This is a genomic window from Cryobacterium sp. TMT1-2-2 (assembly GCF_004403505.1).
In the GTDB taxonomy this organism is placed as follows: domain Bacteria; phylum Actinomycetota; class Actinomycetes; order Actinomycetales; family Microbacteriaceae; genus Cryobacterium; species Cryobacterium flavum.
Genome location: NZ_SOGS01000007.1, coordinates 233878 through 254063, shown reverse-complemented (window position 1 = coordinate 254063; position 20186 = coordinate 233878). Strand labels below are relative to the sequence as shown.

Here is a 20186-nt window from a genome sequence, read left to right as displayed (position 1 = left end):
GCACAGCCCCTAGGCTTCAGAGATGCCGGATACCGTCGAGGACCCTGTTCACGACGCTGAGCTGGCTGTTTTCGAGCGTAAGTCGTTAGCCCTGGATGCGGCGGCGGCCGGAGGGTTACCGGGCGCGTTCGAATCATTCCGCCTGGGCGGCCTGCGGGCGAGCATCGCAACGGCCGATCAATACGGATTTCTCAACACTGTCGAGGGCCTGAACGAACATTCCGTCGAGCACCTGCCTGAGGTTCTGAACCGATTCGCGAACCGACACCAAATAACCATCATCGCAACATCGCCGTCGCAGGCGCTCAACGACCGGATGCTCGACCAGGGTTACGAGCTCGCCCCCGTGCGTCCCATTGCCGTCCTGCGTGTGGGAGCAATCCGCCCGGACGGCGCGGACCGGAACCAGTGGGAGATACGCGAAGTCTCTTCCGCCCCGGATGCAGCACTCTTCGCGGACCTACTCGACGCTGGGTACGCGGCAACGGACAACGTGCGATCGCTGATCCGAACGGAACACGCCCTTCCGATGGTTCGAGCATTCATCGCTTTCCGTAACGGCGAGCCCCTCGCCGCTGCGGCCATGTCCGTGCAAAATGCCGTCGCGGTGCTCGGCGGGGCGTCCACACTCCCGGCAGCACGAGGCGCTGGAGCCCAAAGCGCCCTCCTCGGGCACCGAATCCGCGTCGCAAGAGCTTTCGGCTGTCCACTGGCTGCGGCCACCGCGGCTCCCAGATCACCGAGCGTTCGAAACCTGGCCAGATTGGGATTCACCATCGTCGAACGCACGGCCTGGCGCGTGAAAAGTACGACCAGCGACGAAGTAAGAGGCTCCTGGTCGCCGGCAGAGCCGTCAGCAACGCGTGGATAGGATCGCGGCTGCGACGAACTCGCGATCAGGGTGCTGCGTCGGTCGCCACAGCGCGGCGAGCAAGCCAGACCACCGAAGCCGCGCCCATGACGGTCAACACCAAAACGACCACGGCCGGGTCCGTGCCTCCGCTCTGCGCGACGATACGCCCGACGACAGCGCTCGCCAACGTGGCGGCCACCGCTGTTGCAATAGCCTCGACCAGGATCATCGCCGTGGCGGCGCGCGGCAGATTTCTCAGCTGACGCAGCATGAGCATCTTGCGCAATGGGCTTCGATACGTGACGGGCGACATATCGCCGAAAGGCTTCCGTGCCATCACGTTTATCCCCCCAGATCGATCGTGCCCGCCCTCGCAGGCTACTGCAACCCGGACGTCGCCCGCCGTCTCAACGTGTCTCGGACGACCGTGCAATAGCGATCTCGGTGCCTACTTTCATGCAGCAGGCCGGTGCGGGAGCTTCCGGCACGGACCTCGCCGGGGACGTGCCGGCTCTCAAAACATTTCTTTGGGTATTCTTTGCCGGATTCGGTCGATTTAGGGCATATAGGCGTGATTTTTCCTCGGGAATGTCGGTGGTCGGGTGTTGAGTTGAAGCATGAACATCATGGCGATGGAGCTCACCCGGGCAGCAGCGGCCGTCGCCGCGCTCGGTAGTTCCAGCGCTCAGTTCAGCACCCTGACCGATGCGCAGGTACTCGCCGCTCGCGGTCCGATCGCCGACCTCCTGCGACTGAGCAACACGGCGGCGGCCCTTCTGGCCGGCACGATCGCGCACCGGTCCCGCCCGGAGCTGGGCCAGTCGGGCCTGGCCGCCCGGCACGGGTTCAGCACTCCGACGCTGATGGTGCAAGACGCCACCGGACTCAGCCGTATGGAGGCCGGCCGACTGCTGGCCGTCGGCGTCCTCATGAACGAAACCTAAACCGCGGAACGACGGGCGGAAGAAGCCGAGCGGGTCGCGCAGGCGACCGCCGATGCCCTCGCGGACGCCGAGCGCGCCGCCGAGCTGGACGCCGTTCGAGAGGCGGAGCGCGCGGCGGCGTGGGCGACGCTGCACCCCGACTTGCCGCCACTGCCCGTGGCCGCGCCCCGCCCGGTACTACCCATGGCAACCGTGGATCCGGTGGAGCCGGTGGTGGTGCCGTGGCAGGCACCGATTCTGCACGCTGTCACCGCCGGCACATTCTCGCCCGGCGTCGGCGACGCCCTGCTGCGAGGTCTGGGCACACTGGATCAGGCCATCACCGCTGAGAAACTCGCCGCCGCTCTCCGAGTGTTGCTGGTCGAGGTACCAGGCATGCACACCGAGCAGGCCTACAAGCGGGCGCGGCGCATGCGCGACGACCTCGACGCCGCAGGCATTCAGGCCAGGGAAAAGCAGGCCCGCGACGACACTACCTGGTCGTTGTGGCGGCGAGCCGACGGCATGGTGACCCTGCACGCCCTGTTGGCACCCGAGCAGGGCGAAATGTGGATGGCAACCTACGACGCCCTGACCAGCCCGCGACGCGGCGGCGTGCGGTTCGTCGACCCCGAACGCGCCGCCTGGGCACAGCGCGTCAAGGACGACCCGCGCACCCTCGACCAAATCGCCGCGGATTCCTTCACCCAACTGCTCAAACTCGGCGCCGACGCCGACCCGAACACCATGTTCGGCGGACGCCGCCCGGTCGTGCAGATCATCGTCACCGAACCCGACCGCCCCACCACCATTGCTGACCCAGCAGCCGACGCAACGGCGGCACCGGCAGCCGGCCCGGCAGCCGGCCCGACAGCTGGCCCGGCCCGCACTGGCCCGGCCCCTGCGGCTGGCCCGACCCCCGCGGCTGAAACCACGGAAAGCGGCACGACGCAGAGCGGCATTTCCGGGATCCGAAGCGCCACATCAGCCTTCGGCTACCTCGAAGGCAACCCCGCTCCGGTGTCCGCGGAGACGATCGACCGGCACCTCTGCGACACCGGATACCTCGGAATCCTGTTCAGTCAGTCCGGGCAACCCCTCAACGTCGGACGAGACGAACGTCTCTTCAACCGTGAACAACGCCGAGCCCTCGCCGCGCGCGACGGCGGATGCCGCTGGCCCGGCTGCGACCAACCACCATCGTGGACAGAAGCTCACCATATAAAAATGTGGTCTGATCAGGGACCTTCCAACATCAATTTCGCCATCTCACTGTGTGCACACCATCACATGCTGTTGCACAACCGACACTGGACGATCCATCTCCAGAACGACCAGTACTGGCTACAACCCCCGATCGAAATCGACCCCGAACAAACGCTGATCGCCCTACCCAGCAAGAATCCACTCATGGCCGAACACCTCCCGCTCGACCAGCTCCTACCGACGCCCCCGGGGCAGACACCGCAGACAGCCACCCGTCACGGGATGGCGGTCTCGACCAGCTCGACCAACGGGACGGAGACGACCCGAGACCGGGTCGCCCGCCCGACGACGACCGAAACTGAACTTTCACGGTGCCCGGTGCCCGGCATCCTGCCACTGGTGCCGCTGCCAGCCGGGCATGACGCGGGTGGGTGCGGTCTCGATCACTCGTTCCTCGCGCCTCGACCAGCGCGGTACTGACGGCTACCGAAGAGCTGTTAGAAGCCGAGGCGGCCGAGCTGCTTCGGGTCGCGCTGCCATTCCTTGGCGATCTTCACCCGCAACGAGAGAAACACACGCTTGCCGACGAGCGGTTCGATCTGCTTGCGGGCGCGGGTGCCGACATCCTTGAGCCGGCTGCCCGACTTGCCAATGATGATGCCCTTCTGGCTGTCGCGCTCGACGAACAGGTTGGCGTAGATCTCGACCAGTTCCTGGTCGTCCCGCTCGATGATGTCATCGATGGTGACGGCGATGGAGTGCGGCAGCTCGTCAGTGACGCCCTCGAGGGCGGCCTCGCGGATGAATTCAGAGATGCGGGACTCGAGGGTCTCGTCGGTAACGGTGTCGGCCGGGTAGAGGGGGGCATCCGCGTGTGGCAGCAGGCGCAGCAGCTCGGTGGCGAGCGTGTCCAGCTGGATCCGGCTGGTTGACGAGATCGGAACGATCGCCTCCCAATCCCGCAGTTGGGAGACGGCGAGCAGCTGGTTGGCCACGTTGGTTTTAGAGGACGCATCAATCTTTGTGACGATGGCGACCTTTTTGGCCCGCGGGAAGGCATCCAGTTGTTCATTGATGAACTTATCGCCCGGGCCGATCGGCTCGTTGGCCGGGATGCACAGGCCGATCACGTCGACGCCGGCCAGGGTGGCGGTGACGAGGCTGTTGAGGCGCTCACCGAGCAGGGTGCGCGGGCGGTGGATGCCGGGGGTGTCCACCAGAATAAGCTGGCCGTTCTTCTGGTGCACGATGCCGCGGATGGCCCGGCGGGTGGTCTGCGGCTTCGACGACGTGATCGCGACCTTCTCCCCCACCAGCGCGTTCGTCAGGGTGGACTTGCCCACGTTGGGGCGTCCCACAAACGAGACGAATCCCGCTCGGTAATCGGCGGGGTGTGCCGGTGTCGCTTCGGTCATGACCGTTCTCCTTCATCATCAGACGCTGTGCTTGTGCTGCTGGTGTTAGCAGTCGGTACCGTGAGGAATGCGGTCTGCGCATCAATCAAAGCTTCATCGCGTTCCACCAGCACGGTGCTGATGCGTCTGCGCCGGCCTTCGGTGCGTTCAGCGGTGAGATTGAGTCCACTGACCGACGCGACCGAGCCGGCCACGGGCAATCGCCCGAGGGCTTTGGCCAGCAGGCCGCCCACCGAGTCGACGTCGTCGTCGTCGAGTTCCAGGTCGAACAGCTCACCCAGTTCGTCGACCGGCAGTCGGGCGCTCACCCGAAAATGGCCGTCGCCGAGGTCTTCGACCTCGACCACGTCACGGTCGTACTCGTCGGAGATATCGCCGACGAGCTCCTCGATCAGGTCTTCGAGGGTGACCAGGCCGGCGATTCCGCCGTACTCGTCGACGACCATGGCCAGGTGGTTGGACTCCAGCTGCATCTGTCGCAACATGTCGTCGGCCTTCTTCGACTCGGGCACGAACACGGCCGGCCTGGCCAGGTCGGCCACGGTGAGCTGCAGCGCGTTGATCGGCCGCTCGAACACCAGCCGTGCCACGTCACGCAGGTACAGGATGCCGGCAACGTCGTCGACCTCGCCGTCCAGCACGGGCACCCGCGAAGTGCCGCTGCTCAGGAATAGGCCCATGGCCGCGTCGATGGTGGCGTCGGCGTCGATGGTGATCATGTCGGTACGCGGAATCATCACCTCGCGTACGACCGTCTCGCTGAATTCGAAGATGGAGTGGATGAGCTCGCGGTCATCTTCCTCGATCACGTCCAGCTCGGTAGCCTCGTCGACCATGCTGAGCAGCTGGTCTTCGGACGTGAAGGTGGCCAGTTTGGTACGCCCAGGTGTGACCCGGTTGCCGAGGGCGACAAGGGCATTGGCTACCGGTCCGAGCAGCACGCGGGCGACGTGCACGAGCAGTGCGGTCGCGGTCAGCAAATTAACCGGATGCGCGCGGCCCACGCTGCGCGGGCTCGCCCCGACCAACACGAACGAAACCGAGGTCATGATGAGCGCGGACAGCAGAAGTGCCAGCCAGAGGGCATCGATCGTGGTTGCAAAGACCAGCGTCACCAGCACGGCGGCGGTGGTCTCGGCGGTGATCCGAATGAAGTTGATCGCGTTCAGGTGCGCGCCGGTGTCGTCGGCGATGGCCTGGAGCGACCGTTTGGCGCGATGATTCGCCACCAGGCTCGCGATGTCGGCCCGGGACTGGGTCGTGATCGCGGCATCAACGGCGGCCATGAGCCCGGCGAACACCACCAGGATGACCGCCGCATAAATAAACCACACGTGGAGCATCAGTGGCGTTGTCGTTCCTGCATGGCGAAGCCGATGAGAATGTCGCGTTGAATGCCGAACATTTCCTTTTCTTCGTCGGGTTCGGCGTGGTCGAAGCCGAGCAGGTGCAGCACGCCGTGGGTGGTCAGCAACAGCAGCTCGTCGAGGGTGCTGTGGCCGGCGGTTTCCGCCTGTTCCTTGGCGACCTGCGGGCAGAGCACGATATCGCCGAGCAGACCCGGCGGGGTCTCCTGTTCCTCGGTTCCGGGGCGAAGTTCGTCCATCGGAAAGCTCAGCACGTCGGTGGGGCCGGGCTCGTCCATCCACTGCACGTGCAGTTGTTCCATCGCGCCCTCATCGACGAGCACGATGGCGAGTTCGGCGTCGGCGTGCACGTGCATGGTGTCGAGCGCGAAGGCAGCGAGGCGCTGGATGGCCGCCTCATCGACCGGGATGGCCGACTCGTTGTTGATTTCGATGCTCAACTGGAACTCCGTTTCGGGTTGCGACCGGCGGCGCTGGCGCGCTGGGGACCGCGATTAACAAATTCACGCGCTTCGGCGCTCTCCTGGCGAAGGGCCTGCTTTTTCTCGTCGTACTCGGTGTAGGCGTCGACAATGCGGCCGACGAGCGAGTGACGCACCACGTCGGCGCTGCTCAAATAGGCGAAGTGGATGTCGTCGATCCCGTCGAGAACGCGGGTGACCAGTTTGAGACCGCTCGTGCCGGCCGGCAGGTCGATCTGGGTGACGTCGCCGGTGATGACCATCTTCGAACCGAAGCCGAGCCGGGTCAGGAACATCTTCATCTGCTCCGGCGTGGTGTTCTGGGCTTCGTCGAGCACGACGAAGCTTGCGTTGAGGGTACGCCCGCGCATGTAGGCGAGCGGTGCGACCTCGATGGTTCCGGCGGCGAGCAGCTTCGGGATGAGTTCGGGGTCGAGCATCTCACCGAGCGCGTCGTAGAGCGGCCGCAGGTAGGGGTCGATCTTGTCGGTCAGGGTGCCGGGCAGAAAACCGAGCCGTTCGCCGGCCTCGACGGCGGGCCGGGTCAAAATGATGCGCTCGACCTCCTTATTTTGCAGGGCGCGCACCGCCTTCGCCATGGCGAGGTAGGTCTTGCCGGTTCCGGCCGGGCCGATACCGAACACGATGGTGTTCTCGTCGATGGCGTCGACGTAATCCTTCTGGCCGATCGATTTAGCCCGAATACTCTTGTTGCGCGCCGTGAGGATGGGGGCACCGAGCTGGGCGGAGGGGCTCACAGAGCTGTCGGCGGCAAGCATCCGTGCCGAGGTGGCGACCTCGGTTTCGCCGAGGTCGTGGCCGGCGCGAAGGGCACGTTGCAGTTCCTCGATCAGGCGGCGCACGGCTTCCACATCATCGGCTGAGCCGCTCAGGGTGACGTCGTTGCCGCGCACGTGCACGTCAACGTTGGGGTACTCGGCCTCGATCGTGCTCAGGAAGCGGTCTTCAGGGCCGAGCAGGCGCACCATGGCGACGCCATCGACGGTGAAACGCAATTCAGAGTGTGCCAAGCGAGTCCTCCCCGAGATGGTCGGTCAGTTCCGGGCTGCCCATGACGTGAGCGTGCACGTGGAAGACGGTCTGGCCGGCGGCCGCTCCGGTGTTGAAGACGAGACGGAACTGCCCGTTGGTGCGCTCCGCGGCGATCTGCTCGGCCACGGCCACGAGTTCAGCGAGCAGGACCGAGTTTCCGGCGGCGAGCTCGACCACGTTCTGGTACTGCGGGTCTTTGGTGGTGACGACGACGTGCACCGGTGCTTTCGGGGCGATGTCGAGGAACGCGATGATGTGCTCGGTCTCGGCGACAATCGTCGCCGGAATCTCACGCGCGATGATGCGGCTGAAAATGGACGGCGGGGAACCGGAAGAAGACATGCCTCTATCTTAAGCGGCGCTACCAGCGGCCGAGCGTCGCGTTGAGGATGGCGAGAGCGGCTGGTCCGGCGGTCGACGTGCGCAGCACGGTGTCGCCAAGGCGCACCTGGGTGGCGCCGGCCTGCTCCAGCAGGAGTAGTTCGGCCGGGGAAATTCCGCCCTCGGGGCCGACGACGAGCAGAATGTCGCGGTCGTCGGTGGGCGGGGCGACCTTGGTGAGGCGACCGGTCGCGGTCGGGTCGAGAAGCAGCATCCGTGTCGTGACGGCCAGCAGGGCCAGCTGTTTGGTGCTGGCGAGCGGCGCGACGCCCGGCAGCCAGGCGCGAATCGACTGTTTGCTGGCCTCGCGCACGATCGTGCTCCAACGGTCGTGGCCCTTGGCGACTTTGGCGCCCTCCCACTTGGTGATGGAGCGCGCGGCGGCCCAGGGAATGACGCCGTCGACGCCGAGTTCGGTGGCGGCCTGAATGGCCAGTTCGTCACGGTCGCCCTTGGCCAGGGCCTGCACCAAGCGGATGCGCGGCGTCGCCGCCGCCGTCTCGCTCGCCTCGTCGACGCGCAGGGTCAACACCGCGGCGTCCGCCGTCAGCACCGTTCCCTCGAGCAGCAACCCGGCCCCATTACCCAGGCGGAGCCGGTCCCCTGGACGAACCCGGCTGACCGTGACCGCGTGCCGTGCTTCGGCGCCGTCGACAGAAACGACCTGCCCCGGGCGACACTGCGCCGCCCGGAGCGTTTCCTGCAGGTAGAAATGTGCCACGTTAGCCGAGGAACCGGTCGCGCAGCTTGGCGAACAAACCCTGCTGGTACTGGCTCAGGGTGGGTGCGGGGGCTGAATACCGGGCGGCGAACTGTTCGATCAGGTCGCGTTCCTTGTGGTCGAGCTTGGTCGGCGTGAGTACGTGGATGCCGATCTTGAGGTCGCCACGACCGCTGCCGCGCAGCTTGGTGATGCCGCGGTCCTTGATAGTGAGCACCTCTGAGCTTTGCGAACCGGGGCGAATCTCCACCTCGATGTCACCGTCGAGGGCCTTCACGGTGACGCTCGTGCCGAGAATGGCACTGGTCATTGGCACGTCGAGCGAGCACATCAGGTCGTCGCCATCACGGCTGAACACGTCGTGGTGGCGCACCTTCATCTCGAGGTAGAGGTCGCCGTTCGGGCCGGCCGCCGGGCCGGCCTCACCGCTCCCGGGCATCTGCAGGCGCAGGCCGGTGTCAACGCCGGCCGGGATGTCGACCGGAACCGTGCGGCGGGCGCGCACGCGGCCCTGGCCGGAACAGGTCATGCACGGCGTGGCGATGATGGTGCCGTAGCCGCGGCAGGATCCGCACGGGCTCGACGTCATGACGTTACCGAGCAGGGAGCGCACTGCGCGCTGGATGCTCCCGGTGCCGTGGCAGATATCACAGGTGATCGGTGACGTGCCGGGCGCGCAGCACGAGCCCTTGCAGGTGTCGCAGACGATCGCGGTGTCGACCTCGAGGTCGCGGTGCGTGCCGAAGATGACCTCGTCGAGGTCGAGCTCGACCCGAATGAGGGCATCCTGGCCGCGTTCGCGGCGGGAGCGCGGGCCGCGGCTGCTGCCGCCTCCCCCCCCGAAGAAGGTCTCAAAGATGTCACCGAAGTTGCCGAAGTTCTGCCCGTCGAAGCCGCCGTTCTGGCCGCCGCCCTGGTCGTACTTCTGGCGCTGTTTCGCGTCACTCAGCACGTCGTAGGCGTGCGTGATGCTCTTGAACCGTTCCGACGCCTCGGCGCCGGGGTTCACGTCTGGGTGCAGTTCGCGGGCCAGGCGACGGTACGCCTTCTTGATTTGATCGGTGGTCGCGTCGCGGTCAACGCCCAGCGCTTCGTAGTGGTCAGCCAAAGGTGGCTCTCCTTGAGTTGTGATGGTTGTTCGAAATGATGAAGAGGCCGCCGGGCGGCCCGAGCTCTAGGTCTCGCCGAGCAGGCGAGACAGGTAACGGGCGACGGCGCGCACCGCCGCCATGTTGTTGGAATAGTCCATGCGAGTCGGCCCGAGCACGCCCAGACGGGCCAGGTTGCCGTTGGCCGTATAGCCGCTGGTCAGCACGCTCGCCTCCGGTAGCCCGAAGGCCGCGTTCTCGCGGCCGATACTCACCGACACGCCGTGCTGGTCGGTCTCCATCTCGCCGAACAGGCGCAACAGCACCACCTGCTCTTCGATGGCCTCGAGCACCGGGTAGATGCTGCCCGAGAAGTCCTCTTCGGTGCGAACGAGGTTGGCCGCACCGGCCATGACGAGCTTGTCCTGCCGGTTGGAACCGACTTGGTCCGCGAGGGTGCTCGTGATGAGGTCGACGATCGGCTGCAACGCTGGTGACCCCGGCCAGACGCTGGCGGCGAGGGCAGCGGATGCCTCGGCCATGCCGAGCCCGACCACGGCAACATTGAGACGGGCACGCACCTCGCCGAGTGTCTGCTCGTCGAGCGCGCGCGGCAGATCGATCACGCGCTGTTCGACGCCACCGGAATCGGTGATCAGTACCGACAGGATGCGGGTTTCGGTCAGCGGTACGAACTCGATGTGGCGAACCTTGGCGCGCGACAGAGAGGGGTATTGCACGAGCGCAACCTGGTGGGTCAGCTGCGAGAGCAGCCGCACACTGCGCACGAGCACCTCGTCGAGGTCGGCGGAGTGGCCGAGGAACGTTTCGATGGCCTGACGCTGTGCCGGGGTGAGTGGACGCAGATCAGCGAGGTGGTCGACGAAAACGCGATACCCCTTGTCGGTGGGTATACGACCGGAGGAAGTGTGCGGTGCCGCGATGAGCTCTTCTTCTTCGAGCAGGGCCATATCGTTGCGAATGGTGGCGGCGGAGACGCCGAAGGAGTGCCGGTCCACGATGGATTTGGAGCCGACGGGTTCACGGGAGGCAACGTAGTCCTGCACGATCACGCGCAGAACATCGAGGCCACGGTCGGAAACCATTGCACCCGCCTTCCTGATTCTTGAGGTAGAGCTTCGGCCCAACGGATGCCGCTCGCCTCGCGCGCCCTGGGCACCATGGAACGCAGGTTTGCCGGCACGCCGTTGGCACTCGCATCCACTGACTGCCAATCCTATCGCGACCGGCCGGGTTCCGGCTGAGTACACCCATTGCCAGTACCCCGAAATGAGCGTTTAATTACCGCTATACGCTCCCACCTCTTTGAGCGAAAGGCACGATCATGAGCGATCCACAGGCACAACCTCCCGGTGATTCCAACTACCGTGAGCCCAACGTCGGCCAGCCGCAATATGGCCAACCGCCGAACAGCCAGCCCGGTGCAAGTCCCTATTCCACGCCGGTCGTGGCGGCCCCGCTCTCGGAGGCCGACGATCGCCAGTGGGCTTCGCTGGCACACCTCGGCGGCATCCTGAGTTTTCTTCCGTCCCTGATCATTTGGCTGGTCTTCAAAGACCGAGGGCGCTTCACCAACACCGAGGCGAAGGAGGCGCTGAACTTTCAGATCACCCTGCTGATCGCCTATGTCGCGATCACCGTGGTGTCGACGTTCCTCGCCCTGGTCACGTTCGGCATTGGCGGGCTGCTCGCGGGCCTGGGCTGGATCGTCTGGCTGGCCGGGGTCATCTTCTCGATCATGGGATTTGTACAGGCCAAGGACGGAAAGAACTACCGGTACCCGTTCGCGCTGCGCCTGATCAAGTAGCGCCTCCTGGCTCCGACCGACGGCGGGGCGATTAGTCTGGAGGTCACTGGCACCGCCGTGCCAGTGACCGGCCGTACAGCGAGAGGCCCTCATGTCTGAGCAGAATCCGTACCAGTCCACCCCCGCCACCCCGATGAGCCCCGCGGACGAGAAGTTGTGGGCGACGCTGATCCACGTCGGTGGGATTATCTTCAGCGCGGCAGCCCTGGGTTTCGTACCGGCCCTCATCGGCTACCTCATGCTGCGCGATCGCGGACCGTTCATCCGCGCGCACACCGCGACCGCCCTGAACTTTCAGATCTCCCTCTTGATTTACGTGGCGGTACTCGTTCCGATCACGATTGTCACGATCGGCATCGGCGGCATTCTCTACATACCGCTCGCGATCGTGGCCGTCGTGTTCATGATTCTGGCGGCGCTGGCCGCGAACCGCGGACAGGGTTACACCTACCCACTCACGATCAAGTTCGTCAGCTAAGCCCCGCTTTGGTCGCTCAGCTCTAGTCGCTCAGCCGCCGCACCACGGCGTCGGCCAGCAGCCGTCCGCGCAGGGTCAGTTCGATGGTCCCGGCGAGGGCCGCTTTCGCGTTGATGAGTTCGTCGGCGATAAGGCTGGCCACCTCGATCCGGCCCGCAGCAGACAGCGACGCCACCGAAATTCCGGTGCGGATGCGGCTCTGCAACAGGATGCGTTCGAGCTCGCGGGTGGGCGCGTCGAGCGTCTCGCGGCCGGCGGCCGGGGACAGGCCGCCGAGCATCCGTTCGGAATAGGCGGCCGGATGCTTCACGTTCCACCAGCGCACCCCGCCGACGTGGCTGTGTGCGCCGGGGCCGACGCCCCACCAGTCCTGGCCGGTCCAGTAGGCGAGGTTGTGGCGGGAGCGGTGCGCGTCGCTCGTGGCCCAGTTGCTGACCTCGTACCAGTCGTACCCGGCGGCGGCGAGAAGCTCGTCGGCCAGTTCGTAGAAGTCGGCCTGCTGGTCGTCGTCGGTCGGCGCGATCTCGCCGCGGCGAATCTGCCGAGCCAGCTTGGTGCCGTCTTCGACGATGAGCGAATACGCGCTCAGGTGGTCTGGGTGCAGGCTGAGCGCCTGCTCGAGGCTGGCGCGCCAGTCGGCCAGCGACTCCCCCGGCGTGCCGTAGATGAGGTCAAGGCTCACATCGAGCCCGGCGGCCCGGGCCCACTCGACCACGAGCGGAACCCTCTCGGGATCGTGGGTGCGCTCGAGCGTCGCGAGCACGTGCGGCACAGCCGACTGCATGCCGAAGGACACCCTGGTGAATCCGGCATCGGCGAGGGCACCGAGGTAGGCGGCGTCGACCGAGTCGGGGTTGGCCTCGGTGGTGACTTCGGCCCCGGCGGCCAGGCCCCACTGGTCGCGCACTGCACTGAGCATCTTCGCGAGGTCGGTCACCGGCAGCAGCGTTGGCGTACCTCCGCCGAAGAACACGGTGGCGACGGAGCGTTTGGGAACGCCCGATGCGGTCAGGATGCGCCCGGCCGCTTCGACCTCGAGCACGGCCTGGCTGGCGTAGTCGCTCTGCTTGACGCCGCGCAGTTCGGTCGCGGTGTAGGTGTTGAAGTCGCAGTAGCCGCAGCGCACCCGGCAGAACGGCACGTGCAAGTACACGCCGAAATCGCGCACGAAGGCGTCAACGGCCGCCGACGCGGGAAGGAGGCCATCGTCGGGTGCGGGATCGCCGACGGGGTGGGGTCCGGCCATGGGTGGTGCTCCAGTACGTTCTATTTGATGGCGCCAACGGGGTGCAACGCCCGCAGGTAGAGCCGGGTGAATTTGGCCTGCTGAAAACGCAGCACCGGCCAGGCCAGCCGGTAATACCAGGTGCTGGCCCGCGAGAACGAGCGAATAGTCAGCCAGACCGAGTCGTCCTCCCGGAGCTCGACGATGAAGGATTCCTCGCCGCTTTCCGGGTGACCGGCCATGGTGCCGTAGGCGAACCCGATGCGGGCCGCCTCGTCGATCACGTAGACAACGCGGACCCGCGCGGTGACGCGGAACAGCCACACCTTCATTTTCAGCGTCGCCGTCATGCCGTTGGCGATGTACGGGGTGCCGTCATCGGCAAAGGTCGCTTCGTTGACCGGATGCTGCTGGCCGACCGCCGGGGCGCCGTCGGGCCCAAAGGTCACCGGCGTGTACTGCACGCCGGTGCCGTTTTCGAGGTCGGTCACCTCCATGCCGCTGCCCCGCTGGATTCCCCAGGTCATCAGCAACTTGGTCGCGGCCTCGAACCGATCCTGGGAGCTGCCGAGCTTCACGCTCTGCTCCATCGGACGGTAGCCGCGCGGCGGATAGCTCATCAGGTCGGGCGCGAGCGTGCCGCCGATGGCAGCGTAGCTGACGGCGGCGTCGGTGAAGGTGGTTCTGCGCATCCGCTCTACTTCTTATCTTTGGTCTCGATATCGCCGCTCAGAGCGGCGATGAAGGCTTCCTGGGGAACTTCGACCCGGCCGACCATTTTCATGCGCTTCTTGCCCTCTTTCTGCTTCTCCAGCAGCTTGCGCTTGCGCGAGATATCACCGCCGTAGCACTTGGCGAGCACGTCCTTGCGCATCGCCGAGATGCTTTCACGGGCGATGATGTGGGCACCGATCGCGGCCTGGATGGGCACCTCGAACTGCTGGCGCGGAATAAGCTTGCGCAGGCGACCGGTCATGAGCGCCCCGTAGGCGTAGGCCTTGTCGCGGTGCACGATAGCACTGAAGGCGTCGACCTGCTCGCCCTGCAACAGAATATCGACCTTCACCAGGTCGGCTTCCTGCTCGCCGGAGGGCTCATAGTCGAGCGAGGCGTAGCCGGCGGTGCGGCCCTTGAGCATGTCGAAGAAGTCGAACACGATCTCACCGAGCGGCATCGAGTAGCGAATCTCGACCCGGTCTTCGCCGAGGTATTCCATGCCGAGCAGGGTGCCGCGGCGACTCTGACACAGTTCCATGATGACGCCGACGTAGTCTTTCGGCGCGAGAATGGCCGCCTTCACCATGGGTTCGAGCACCTTGGCGATCTTACCGGTGGGGTATTCGCTCGGGTTGGTCACCGTGATGGTGCGCTTGTCGTCGGTGGTGACCTCGTAGGGCACGCTCGGCGCGGTCGTGATGAGGTCGATGTTGAATTCGCGTTCGAGACGCTCGGTGATGATTTCCAGGTGCAGCAGTCCGAGAAACCCGCAGCGAAAACCGAAACCGAGCGCAACGGATGTCTCCGGCTCGTACCCGAGACTGGCGTCAGACAGCTTGAGCTTGTCGAGGGCCTCGCGCAACGCCGGGTAGTCACTGCCGTCGATCGGGTACAGGCCGGAGAACACCATGGGCTGGGGTTCGTCGTAGCCGGGCAGGGCGTCGGTGGCGGGGCGCACGGCGGTCGTGATGGTGTCGCCGACCTTGGACTGGCGCACGTCTTTCACGCCGGTGATCAGGTAGCCGACCTCGCCGACGCGCAGGCCCTTGCTCTCCACCGGTTCCGGCGAGATTACGCCGATCTCGAGGATCTCGTGGGTCGCCTTGGTCGACATCATCTGAATTTTTTCGTGGGCCTTCAGGTGCCCGTCGATCATGCGCACGTAGGTGACGACGCCGCGGTAGCTGTCGTAGACCGAGTCGAAGATCATGGCGCGGGCGGCGGCATCCGGGTTGCCTTTCGGCGCCGGAATCATGGTGGTGGCGAGGTCGAGCAGTTCCTCGACGCCGGCGCCGGTCTTACCGGAGACGCGCAGCACGTCTTCCGGGCGCCCGCCGATGAGGCTCGCGAGTTCGCGGGCGTACTTTTCGGGGTCGGCGGCCGGCAGGTCGATCTTGTTGAGCACGGGAATGATCGTGAGGTCGTTCTCGAGGGCGAGGTAAAGGTTGGCGAGGGTTTGGGCTTCGATGCCCTGGGCCGCGTCAACCAGCAGAATGGCGCCCTCGCAGGCGGCGAGACTGCGGGAGACCTCGTAGGTGAAGTCGACGTGACCGGGGGTGTCGATCATGTTCAGCGCGTAGGTGACGCCGTCCAGCTCCCACGGCATGCGCACGGCCTGGCTCTTGATGGTGATGCCGCGTTCACGCTCGATATCCATGCGGTCCAGGTACTGGGCCCGCATGGAACGCTCGTCGACGACGCCGGTGATCTGCAGCATGCGGTCGGCGAGCGTCGACTTGCCATGGTCGATGTGGGCGATGATGCAGAAGTTGCGGATGAACTCGGGGGCCGTGGCGGCCGGTTCCAGCGCGTGAAGGGCTCTCGGTGACATAGTTCGTCCATTGTCCCATGCTCGGAGCGGTTGTACCGTCTCTGCGCTCGGTCACCGATCGGAGATCTACCGGAACGACTGACACCGGCCCGTTCGTCCACCCGGCCGTCACCGACCGCAAGCTGATGCTCGCCGGGGCGCGGGCCACCTGCTCGGCCCGCGCCCCGGCATCCGTTCTGCTGGTCAGGCCTGGGCCGTGTCGCTGCCCGGGGTCTGCCATTGTCCATCCCGGAAGATGACCGCCGACGGGCGACTCTCGACGGCGCCGTAGAGGGCCGCCGGACACTGCCGCGCCCAGCCGATGGCGGCATCGAGTGACTTCGCGTAGGCGTCAAAGGCCTTGCGACCCCATTCCATGGCCGCTTCGTCAACCTGGGCGTCGCCGGCTTCCTGGCTCAGGACGAGCAATGAGCACTGCAGGGTGATTTCCCTTCTGATCATTTGATAGTGACACCGACATGACGATCGAGACAGGCCGGAATCGACACTCCTGCTCAAGAAAAATTAGGCGCGATTGGCTCGCTCGACGACCTGGCCGAAGCCGTCGCTGTAGCGGTAGACCGGGGTGCCGTCGATGAGCACGAGTTCGGCGCGCGAACCGAGGTCGAGCGGGTCGCCCGACCAGATCACGACGTCGGCGTCGAGGCCGACGCTGAGGGAGCCGACCCGGCTGTCGAGCCCGAGGATGACGGCCGGGTTGACGGTGAGAGCCTCGAGCGCGGTCTGCACCGGCAGTCCCTCCTTCACAGCGAGGGACGCCTGGTGCACGAGAAAGTTCACCGGAACGACGGGGTGGTCGGTCGTGATGGCGACGAGCACGCCGGCGGCGGCGAGCACGGCGAGGTTGCCGATCGCCCTGTCGCGGAGTTCCACCTTGGTACGCGCGGTGAGCATGGGTCCGAAGATGACCGGAATCTTCTTCTCGGCCAGCACGTCGGCGATCTTGTGGCCCTCGGTGCCGTGATTGATCACGAGGCGGTAGCCGAATTCTTCGGCCAAACGGATGGCCGTGGCAATGTCGTCGTGGCGGTGCACGTGCTGGTCCCAGGCCAGTTCGCCGGAGAGCACCCGGGCGAGGGCCTCCTTGCCGAGGTCGCGGGTGAAGGTGTCGCCCTTCTCGGTGGCGGCATCGCGCGCCGTCACATAGTTCTGGGCGTCGACGAAGGCCTGCCGAATGATCAGGGTCACGCCGAGGCGAGTGCTCGGGGTCTGCTTCTTGTCGCCGTAGACCCGCTTCGGGTTCTCGCCGAGGGCGCTCTTGATGCTCACCGAGTCGCTGATCACCTGCTCGTCAATGGTGCGACCGCCCCAGCTCTTGATCGCGACCGACTGGCCGCCGATCGGGTTGCCGGAGCCGGGCTTGACGACGACCGTGGTGACTCCGCCGGAGAGTGCGTCACGAAAACCTTCGTCGTCAATGTTGATGGCGTCGATGGCGCGAACCGCGGCCATATTCGGGCCGGTCATCTCGTTGGTGTCATCGCCGGCCCATCCATTTGCCTCTTCGTGGATACCAACGTGCCCATGCGCTTCGATGAAGCCGGGAAGCACCCATTTGCCGGTCGCGTCGATGATTCGCGCGGCGGGCGGCACGGTCAGGTCGGCGCCGATCGCGGTGATCTTGCCGTTCTCGATCAGCACCGTGCCGTTCGGGATGGGGTCGCCGACAACCGGTACGACGTGGGCGTTGATGATGGCGGTCAGGGTGGACGCGGGAGCAATAGTCATGGTTCTACCCTAAACATGGTGCTCGGAAGCCCGGCGGCCCGATCGAGGATCGCCAGGAGTCCTGCGTCCCGGCGGTGCCCAGCCGACTGTCGCCGCGGCTGACTAGGCTCACGCCATGGAGATTCCCGAGGCCCGCGTGCCGGTTCTGCTCGTGCACGGCATTCGCGCGTCGGCCACGATGTGGCGTTTTCAGGAGCAGAAGCTGCGGGCAGCCGGGTATCCGGTGCTGGCGATCGATTTGCCCGGTCACGGGCAGCGCATGAATGAGCCCTTCACAGTGTCGGCCGCGCTCGCCGCCATCGACGCCGGGGTGGAGACGCTCGGTGGCCGGGTCCTGCTCGTGGGGCTGTCGCTCGGCGGTTATTACGCCGTGGCTTACGCTGCCCGACACCCCGACCGCGTGGCCGGACTCGTCGCCGCCGGTTGCAGCGCCGTTCCGAAAGGCCCGCTGCTTGAGGGGTATCGACTGCTGGCCCGTTCAATTCATCGCCTGCCCGATCGAGGGCTGTGGCTGCACGAAACCATGGCGCGCCGGCTTCTGCCCGCGGCGGGCGCGCGCGATGTACTCGCCGGCGGGGCGGCGCTCGACGTAATGGATGCCGGGCTGCGCGCGACCTCGACGCTGACTCCTCTGGCGAGCCTGGCGGCGTATCCGGGCCCGATCTGGCTGGTCAACGGTGCCCTCGATCATTTTCGGCTGAACGAACGGCGCTTTCTCGCGGCCTGCCGAAACGGGGAGGTCGTTGTGGTGCCGGGGGCGACGCACCTGTCGAGCCTGGCCCAGCCCGAGCGGTTCACCGCGATCCTGCTGCGGATCGCCGAGCAAGTGTGGCGGGCGGACTGAGGCTGCAGCATCCGCTTGGCCGCGCCCGATCTCGGCCCGAATGACCTCGTTGCGCTCCGCAACCGCGTGACCGCGCCCGATATGGGTGCGGGCTATGGTAACCGGCGTTGCGGCTACCCGTATCGGGCGCGGTCATGGCTCAGTGCGCCGGTGGAGCAGCGCGCCGCCGAGTTCATGCGGATGCTCCTCGACCCACGAGTGCGCGCTGTCGTTCCGCCCTGGGGCGGCGAGACGGCGATCGATCTCATCGCGCACCTGGATTTCGATGCCATCGCCGCCGCTGATCCAACCTGGATCGTCGGCTATTCGGACATCTCCACGCTGCTCATGTCCCGCTTGTGCGGAGAAACGGATATCGCCACCCTCGTCTACATCGAGGCCGCCGGTGACGAGGCGACCGCCATCTGCCGATACCTGCACGGGATGCGACTGGCCGGCTTCTTCGACGGAGCGGCCGCCGTGCTCGTGGGCCGGACCGGAGCGAAGGACTCCCCCACGCTGACGCAGTTGGAGGCCGGGCTGGACGCCCTGGGTACGCTCGGTCTTCCCATCATCGGAAACGTCGAATGCGGGCACGTCCCGCCGCAATTGCCCATCGTCAACGGAGCACTTGGCCGGCTAGTCTTCACGGAGACTGAGCAGTATCTGCAGCAGTCCCTGCGGTAGCGCGGCATCGGCATGGGTGCGCCCGATACGGGCAGACGCTACGGTAAGCCGGCGTAGCGCGCACCCATATCGGGGGCGGTCATCCGCTCACGAGGTATTCGCTCGCGCGGGCACAGCCGGTTTGGGGGTCGGGACGATTGCTGGTAGCGTTAGTGGTTGGCTTGCGTGTTGGGTCCCACCCCGCACGATTTTCGCCGTTCGAGCGCCCTCTACCGCTTTCGCGGCTGTCCATACAAAATCTAACGAAAGCGTAAAAAACGTGGCAAATATCAAGTCGCAGATCAAGCGAATTGGCACCAACAAGAAGGCCCAGGAGCGCAACAAGGCCGTTAAGAGCGAGTTCAAGTCCGCGATTCGCGCGACTCGCACCGCGATTGCCGCTGGCGACAAGGATAAGGCCGTCGTCGGTCTCGCCTTTGCTTCCAAGAAGCTCGACAAGGCCGTCAGCAAGGGTGTTATCCACCAGAACCAGGCTGCGAACAAGAAGTCGGCCATCGCGAAGGCCGTTTCCGCACTCGTCTGATCCGTTCTGGCTCCACCCGCGCGTCGGTAACCGTGTCGGCTCGCACAGAGCGGATGCCGCTCCTCGTCGCACAGAAAACCCCCGCCATCACGGCGGGGGTTTTCTGCATTCAGTCGAGCCCGGCCGGTTCAACCCGCACCCGAACGGACCCCACCGGTGACCGCTGTGCGCTCGTGCGACACACCCCGAATGATCCTGCTGGCGGCGAGCGGGATGGTGCGCGCGACCCCACTAGACTGACGCGGTGAAGAGCACCCCACCGGCCAGTTTGATCCCCGATAGCAGCGGCCCCCATCGACGCGCACACGCTCGGTTTCTGGCCGCGCTGCTTTGCGCCGCCGCCCTCGCCGTTGCCGTGTGGCTGGCACTCAACACGGGCGAAGATGTTTACGGCGCTACGCGCACCCAGCTGTTCCTCGCACTGGCCTCGATCGCGCTTCTACTTATTGGAATCACGTTCTACCTTGCGGCATCGATGGCCACTGCCCGCTCGATCAGCTCGGATTTGGAAGTCGACCGGGCGGCGCGAACGATTCGACGTATTCGCTCGCTGTCGGGGTTCGGTGCCGTGTTCGCTATCGCTGCCGTGATGGCGATTGCCGGACTCGGGGCGCTGCGCATTCTGGCACCCCCGGCCGAACGACCAGTCTCGGTGCAGTTCTCCGAGGTCACCGGCCGAGTGCAGCTGGAGTACTGCCCGAGCCTGCCGTCCTCGTTCGAGGCCCTGGCCAAGCCGACCGATCTGGCCAGTTCGTCAACCCTGCTGCCGGTGTGGGTTGCCAGCCGGGTCTGTGGCAACCCGAGCTTTCAGCACGGAGTCTGGCTCTACCTGAACCGTTCCACCATCACGGTCGCGGACGCCGGCGACCGCTGACGGG

Annotated in this window: 22 protein-coding genes and 1 pseudogene; 9 read left to right on the top strand and 14 right to left on the bottom strand. The window is 65.8% G+C overall.

The genetic code is table 11. The annotated features are described in order from the left end of the window. Positions 1-22 precede the first annotated feature (22 nt). A complete protein-coding gene (locus E3T35_RS06440; RefSeq protein WP_134346775.1) occupies positions 23-871 on the top strand; it encodes a GNAT family N-acetyltransferase in 849 nt (282 codons plus the stop codon). 25 nt (positions 872-896) lie between these two features. Here the strand turns inward: E3T35_RS06440 and E3T35_RS06435 are convergent, their stop codons facing one another. Then, positions 897-1166 (bottom strand): hypothetical protein, encoded by a 270-nt coding sequence (locus E3T35_RS06435; protein WP_134378182.1) that lies wholly within the window; start codon positions 1164-1166, stop codon positions 897-899. A gap of 304 nt (positions 1167-1470) precedes the next feature. Here E3T35_RS06435 and E3T35_RS06430 point away from each other — a divergent pair, with 304 nt between their 5' ends. Both E3T35_RS06430 and E3T35_RS06425 read left to right on the top strand, forming a co-directional pair. Continuing rightward, entirely contained in the window at positions 1471-1797 is a 327-nt protein-coding gene (locus E3T35_RS06430; protein ID WP_134378181.1) for a hypothetical protein, read from the top strand. Positions 1798-1818: 21 nt separating this feature from the next. Continuing rightward, a pseudogene (locus E3T35_RS06425) lies at positions 1819-3462 on the top strand (DUF222 domain-containing protein); the annotation flags it as partial. A gap of 17 nt (positions 3463-3479) precedes the next feature. Here the strand turns inward: E3T35_RS06425 and era are convergent. The 8 genes from era to hrcA form a co-directional block, all read right to left on the bottom strand. Next, complete coding sequence (gene era, locus E3T35_RS06420) at positions 3480-4397, bottom strand: GTPase Era (protein ID WP_092339811.1); 918 nt, start codon at positions 4395-4397, stop codon at positions 3480-3482. After that, positions 4394-5740 (bottom strand): hemolysin family protein, encoded by a 1347-nt coding sequence (locus E3T35_RS06415; protein ID WP_092339810.1) that lies wholly within the window; start codon positions 5738-5740, stop codon positions 4394-4396. The genes era and E3T35_RS06415 overlap by 4 nt, the downstream gene beginning before the upstream one ends. Continuing rightward, positions 5740-6204: an rRNA maturation RNase YbeY gene (gene ybeY, locus E3T35_RS06410; RefSeq protein ID WP_092339809.1), complete on the bottom strand. Its 465-nt coding sequence runs from the start codon at positions 6202-6204 to the stop codon at positions 5740-5742. Before ybeY ends, E3T35_RS06415 begins: the two co-directional genes overlap by 1 nt. Beyond that, positions 6201-7214 (bottom strand): PhoH family protein, encoded by a 1014-nt coding sequence (locus E3T35_RS06405; protein WP_134378248.1) that lies wholly within the window; start codon positions 7212-7214, stop codon positions 6201-6203. The genes ybeY and E3T35_RS06405 overlap by 4 nt, the downstream gene beginning before the upstream one ends. A gap of 28 nt (positions 7215-7242) precedes the next feature. Next, the gene (locus E3T35_RS06400; protein ID WP_134378179.1) at positions 7243-7620 is read right to left on the bottom strand and encodes an HIT domain-containing protein; all 378 of its coding nucleotides are present in this window, start codon (positions 7618-7620) and stop codon (positions 7243-7245) included. Between the two features lie 19 nt (positions 7621-7639). Beyond that, a complete protein-coding gene (locus E3T35_RS06395) occupies positions 7640-8380 on the bottom strand; it encodes a 16S rRNA (uracil(1498)-N(3))-methyltransferase (RefSeq protein WP_134378178.1) in 741 nt (246 codons plus the stop codon). Position 8381: 1 nt separating this feature from the next. Continuing rightward, entirely contained in the window at positions 8382-9488 is a 1107-nt protein-coding gene (gene dnaJ / locus E3T35_RS06390; RefSeq protein ID WP_092339806.1) for a molecular chaperone DnaJ, read from the bottom strand. A gap of 66 nt (positions 9489-9554) precedes the next feature. Further along, positions 9555-10574, bottom strand: coding sequence for a heat-inducible transcriptional repressor HrcA (gene hrcA, locus E3T35_RS06385; protein ID WP_092339805.1), 1020 nt, complete (start codon positions 10572-10574; stop codon positions 9555-9557). A 239-nt stretch (positions 10575-10813) separates the two neighbouring features. On the opposite strand from hrcA, the gene E3T35_RS06380 reads away from it, so the two are divergent. Together E3T35_RS06380 and E3T35_RS06375 are read left to right on the top strand one after the other, a co-directional pair. Then, positions 10814-11296 (top strand): DUF4870 domain-containing protein, encoded by a 483-nt coding sequence (locus E3T35_RS06380; protein WP_092339804.1) that lies wholly within the window; start codon positions 10814-10816, stop codon positions 11294-11296. A gap of 91 nt (positions 11297-11387) precedes the next feature. Further along, entirely contained in the window at positions 11388-11774 is a 387-nt protein-coding gene (locus E3T35_RS06375; protein ID WP_233197512.1) for a DUF4870 domain-containing protein, read from the top strand. 22 nt (positions 11775-11796) lie between these two features. On the opposite strand, the gene hemW is transcribed toward E3T35_RS06375, so the two are convergent. From hemW to E3T35_RS06350, 5 genes are all read right to left on the bottom strand, one after another. Further along, positions 11797-13020 (bottom strand): radical SAM family heme chaperone HemW, encoded by a 1224-nt coding sequence (hemW, locus tag E3T35_RS06370; protein ID WP_134378177.1) that lies wholly within the window; start codon positions 13018-13020, stop codon positions 11797-11799. A gap of 20 nt (positions 13021-13040) precedes the next feature. Beyond that, entirely contained in the window at positions 13041-13691 is a 651-nt protein-coding gene (locus E3T35_RS06365; RefSeq protein WP_134346766.1) for a DUF1990 family protein, read from the bottom strand. A gap of 5 nt (positions 13692-13696) precedes the next feature. Next, entirely contained in the window at positions 13697-15547 is a 1851-nt protein-coding gene (lepA, locus tag E3T35_RS06360; RefSeq protein WP_092339801.1) for a translation elongation factor 4, read from the bottom strand. 183 nt (positions 15548-15730) lie between these two features. Beyond that, complete coding sequence (locus E3T35_RS06355; RefSeq protein WP_134378176.1) at positions 15731-15988, bottom strand: hypothetical protein; 258 nt, start codon at positions 15986-15988, stop codon at positions 15731-15733. Between the two features lie 63 nt (positions 15989-16051). After that, positions 16052-17275, bottom strand: a complete 1224-nt coding sequence (locus E3T35_RS06350) for an amidohydrolase (RefSeq protein ID WP_134346764.1) — start codon at positions 17273-17275, stop codon at positions 16052-16054. 115 nt (positions 17276-17390) lie between these two features. On the opposite strand from E3T35_RS06350, the gene E3T35_RS06345 reads away from it, so the two are divergent. The 4 genes from E3T35_RS06345 to E3T35_RS06330 all read left to right on the top strand — a co-directional run bounded on the left by E3T35_RS06345 (position 17391) and on the right by E3T35_RS06330 (position 20182). Then, on the top strand, positions 17391-18119 hold the full coding sequence (locus E3T35_RS06345) for an alpha/beta fold hydrolase (RefSeq protein ID WP_134378175.1): 729 nt from the start codon (positions 17391-17393) through the stop codon (positions 18117-18119). 15 nt (positions 18120-18134) lie between these two features. Next, positions 18135-18785, top strand: coding sequence for an LD-carboxypeptidase (locus E3T35_RS06340; RefSeq protein ID WP_241988746.1), 651 nt, complete (start codon positions 18135-18137; stop codon positions 18783-18785). Positions 18786-19044: 259 nt separating this feature from the next. Continuing rightward, complete coding sequence (rpsT, locus tag E3T35_RS06335; RefSeq protein WP_092339797.1) at positions 19045-19308, top strand: 30S ribosomal protein S20; 264 nt, start codon at positions 19045-19047, stop codon at positions 19306-19308. A 244-nt stretch (positions 19309-19552) separates the two neighbouring features. Continuing rightward, on the top strand, positions 19553-20182 hold the full coding sequence (locus tag E3T35_RS06330; protein WP_134346762.1) for a hypothetical protein: 630 nt from the start codon (positions 19553-19555) through the stop codon (positions 20180-20182). The last annotated feature ends 4 nt before the right edge of the window (positions 20183-20186 follow it).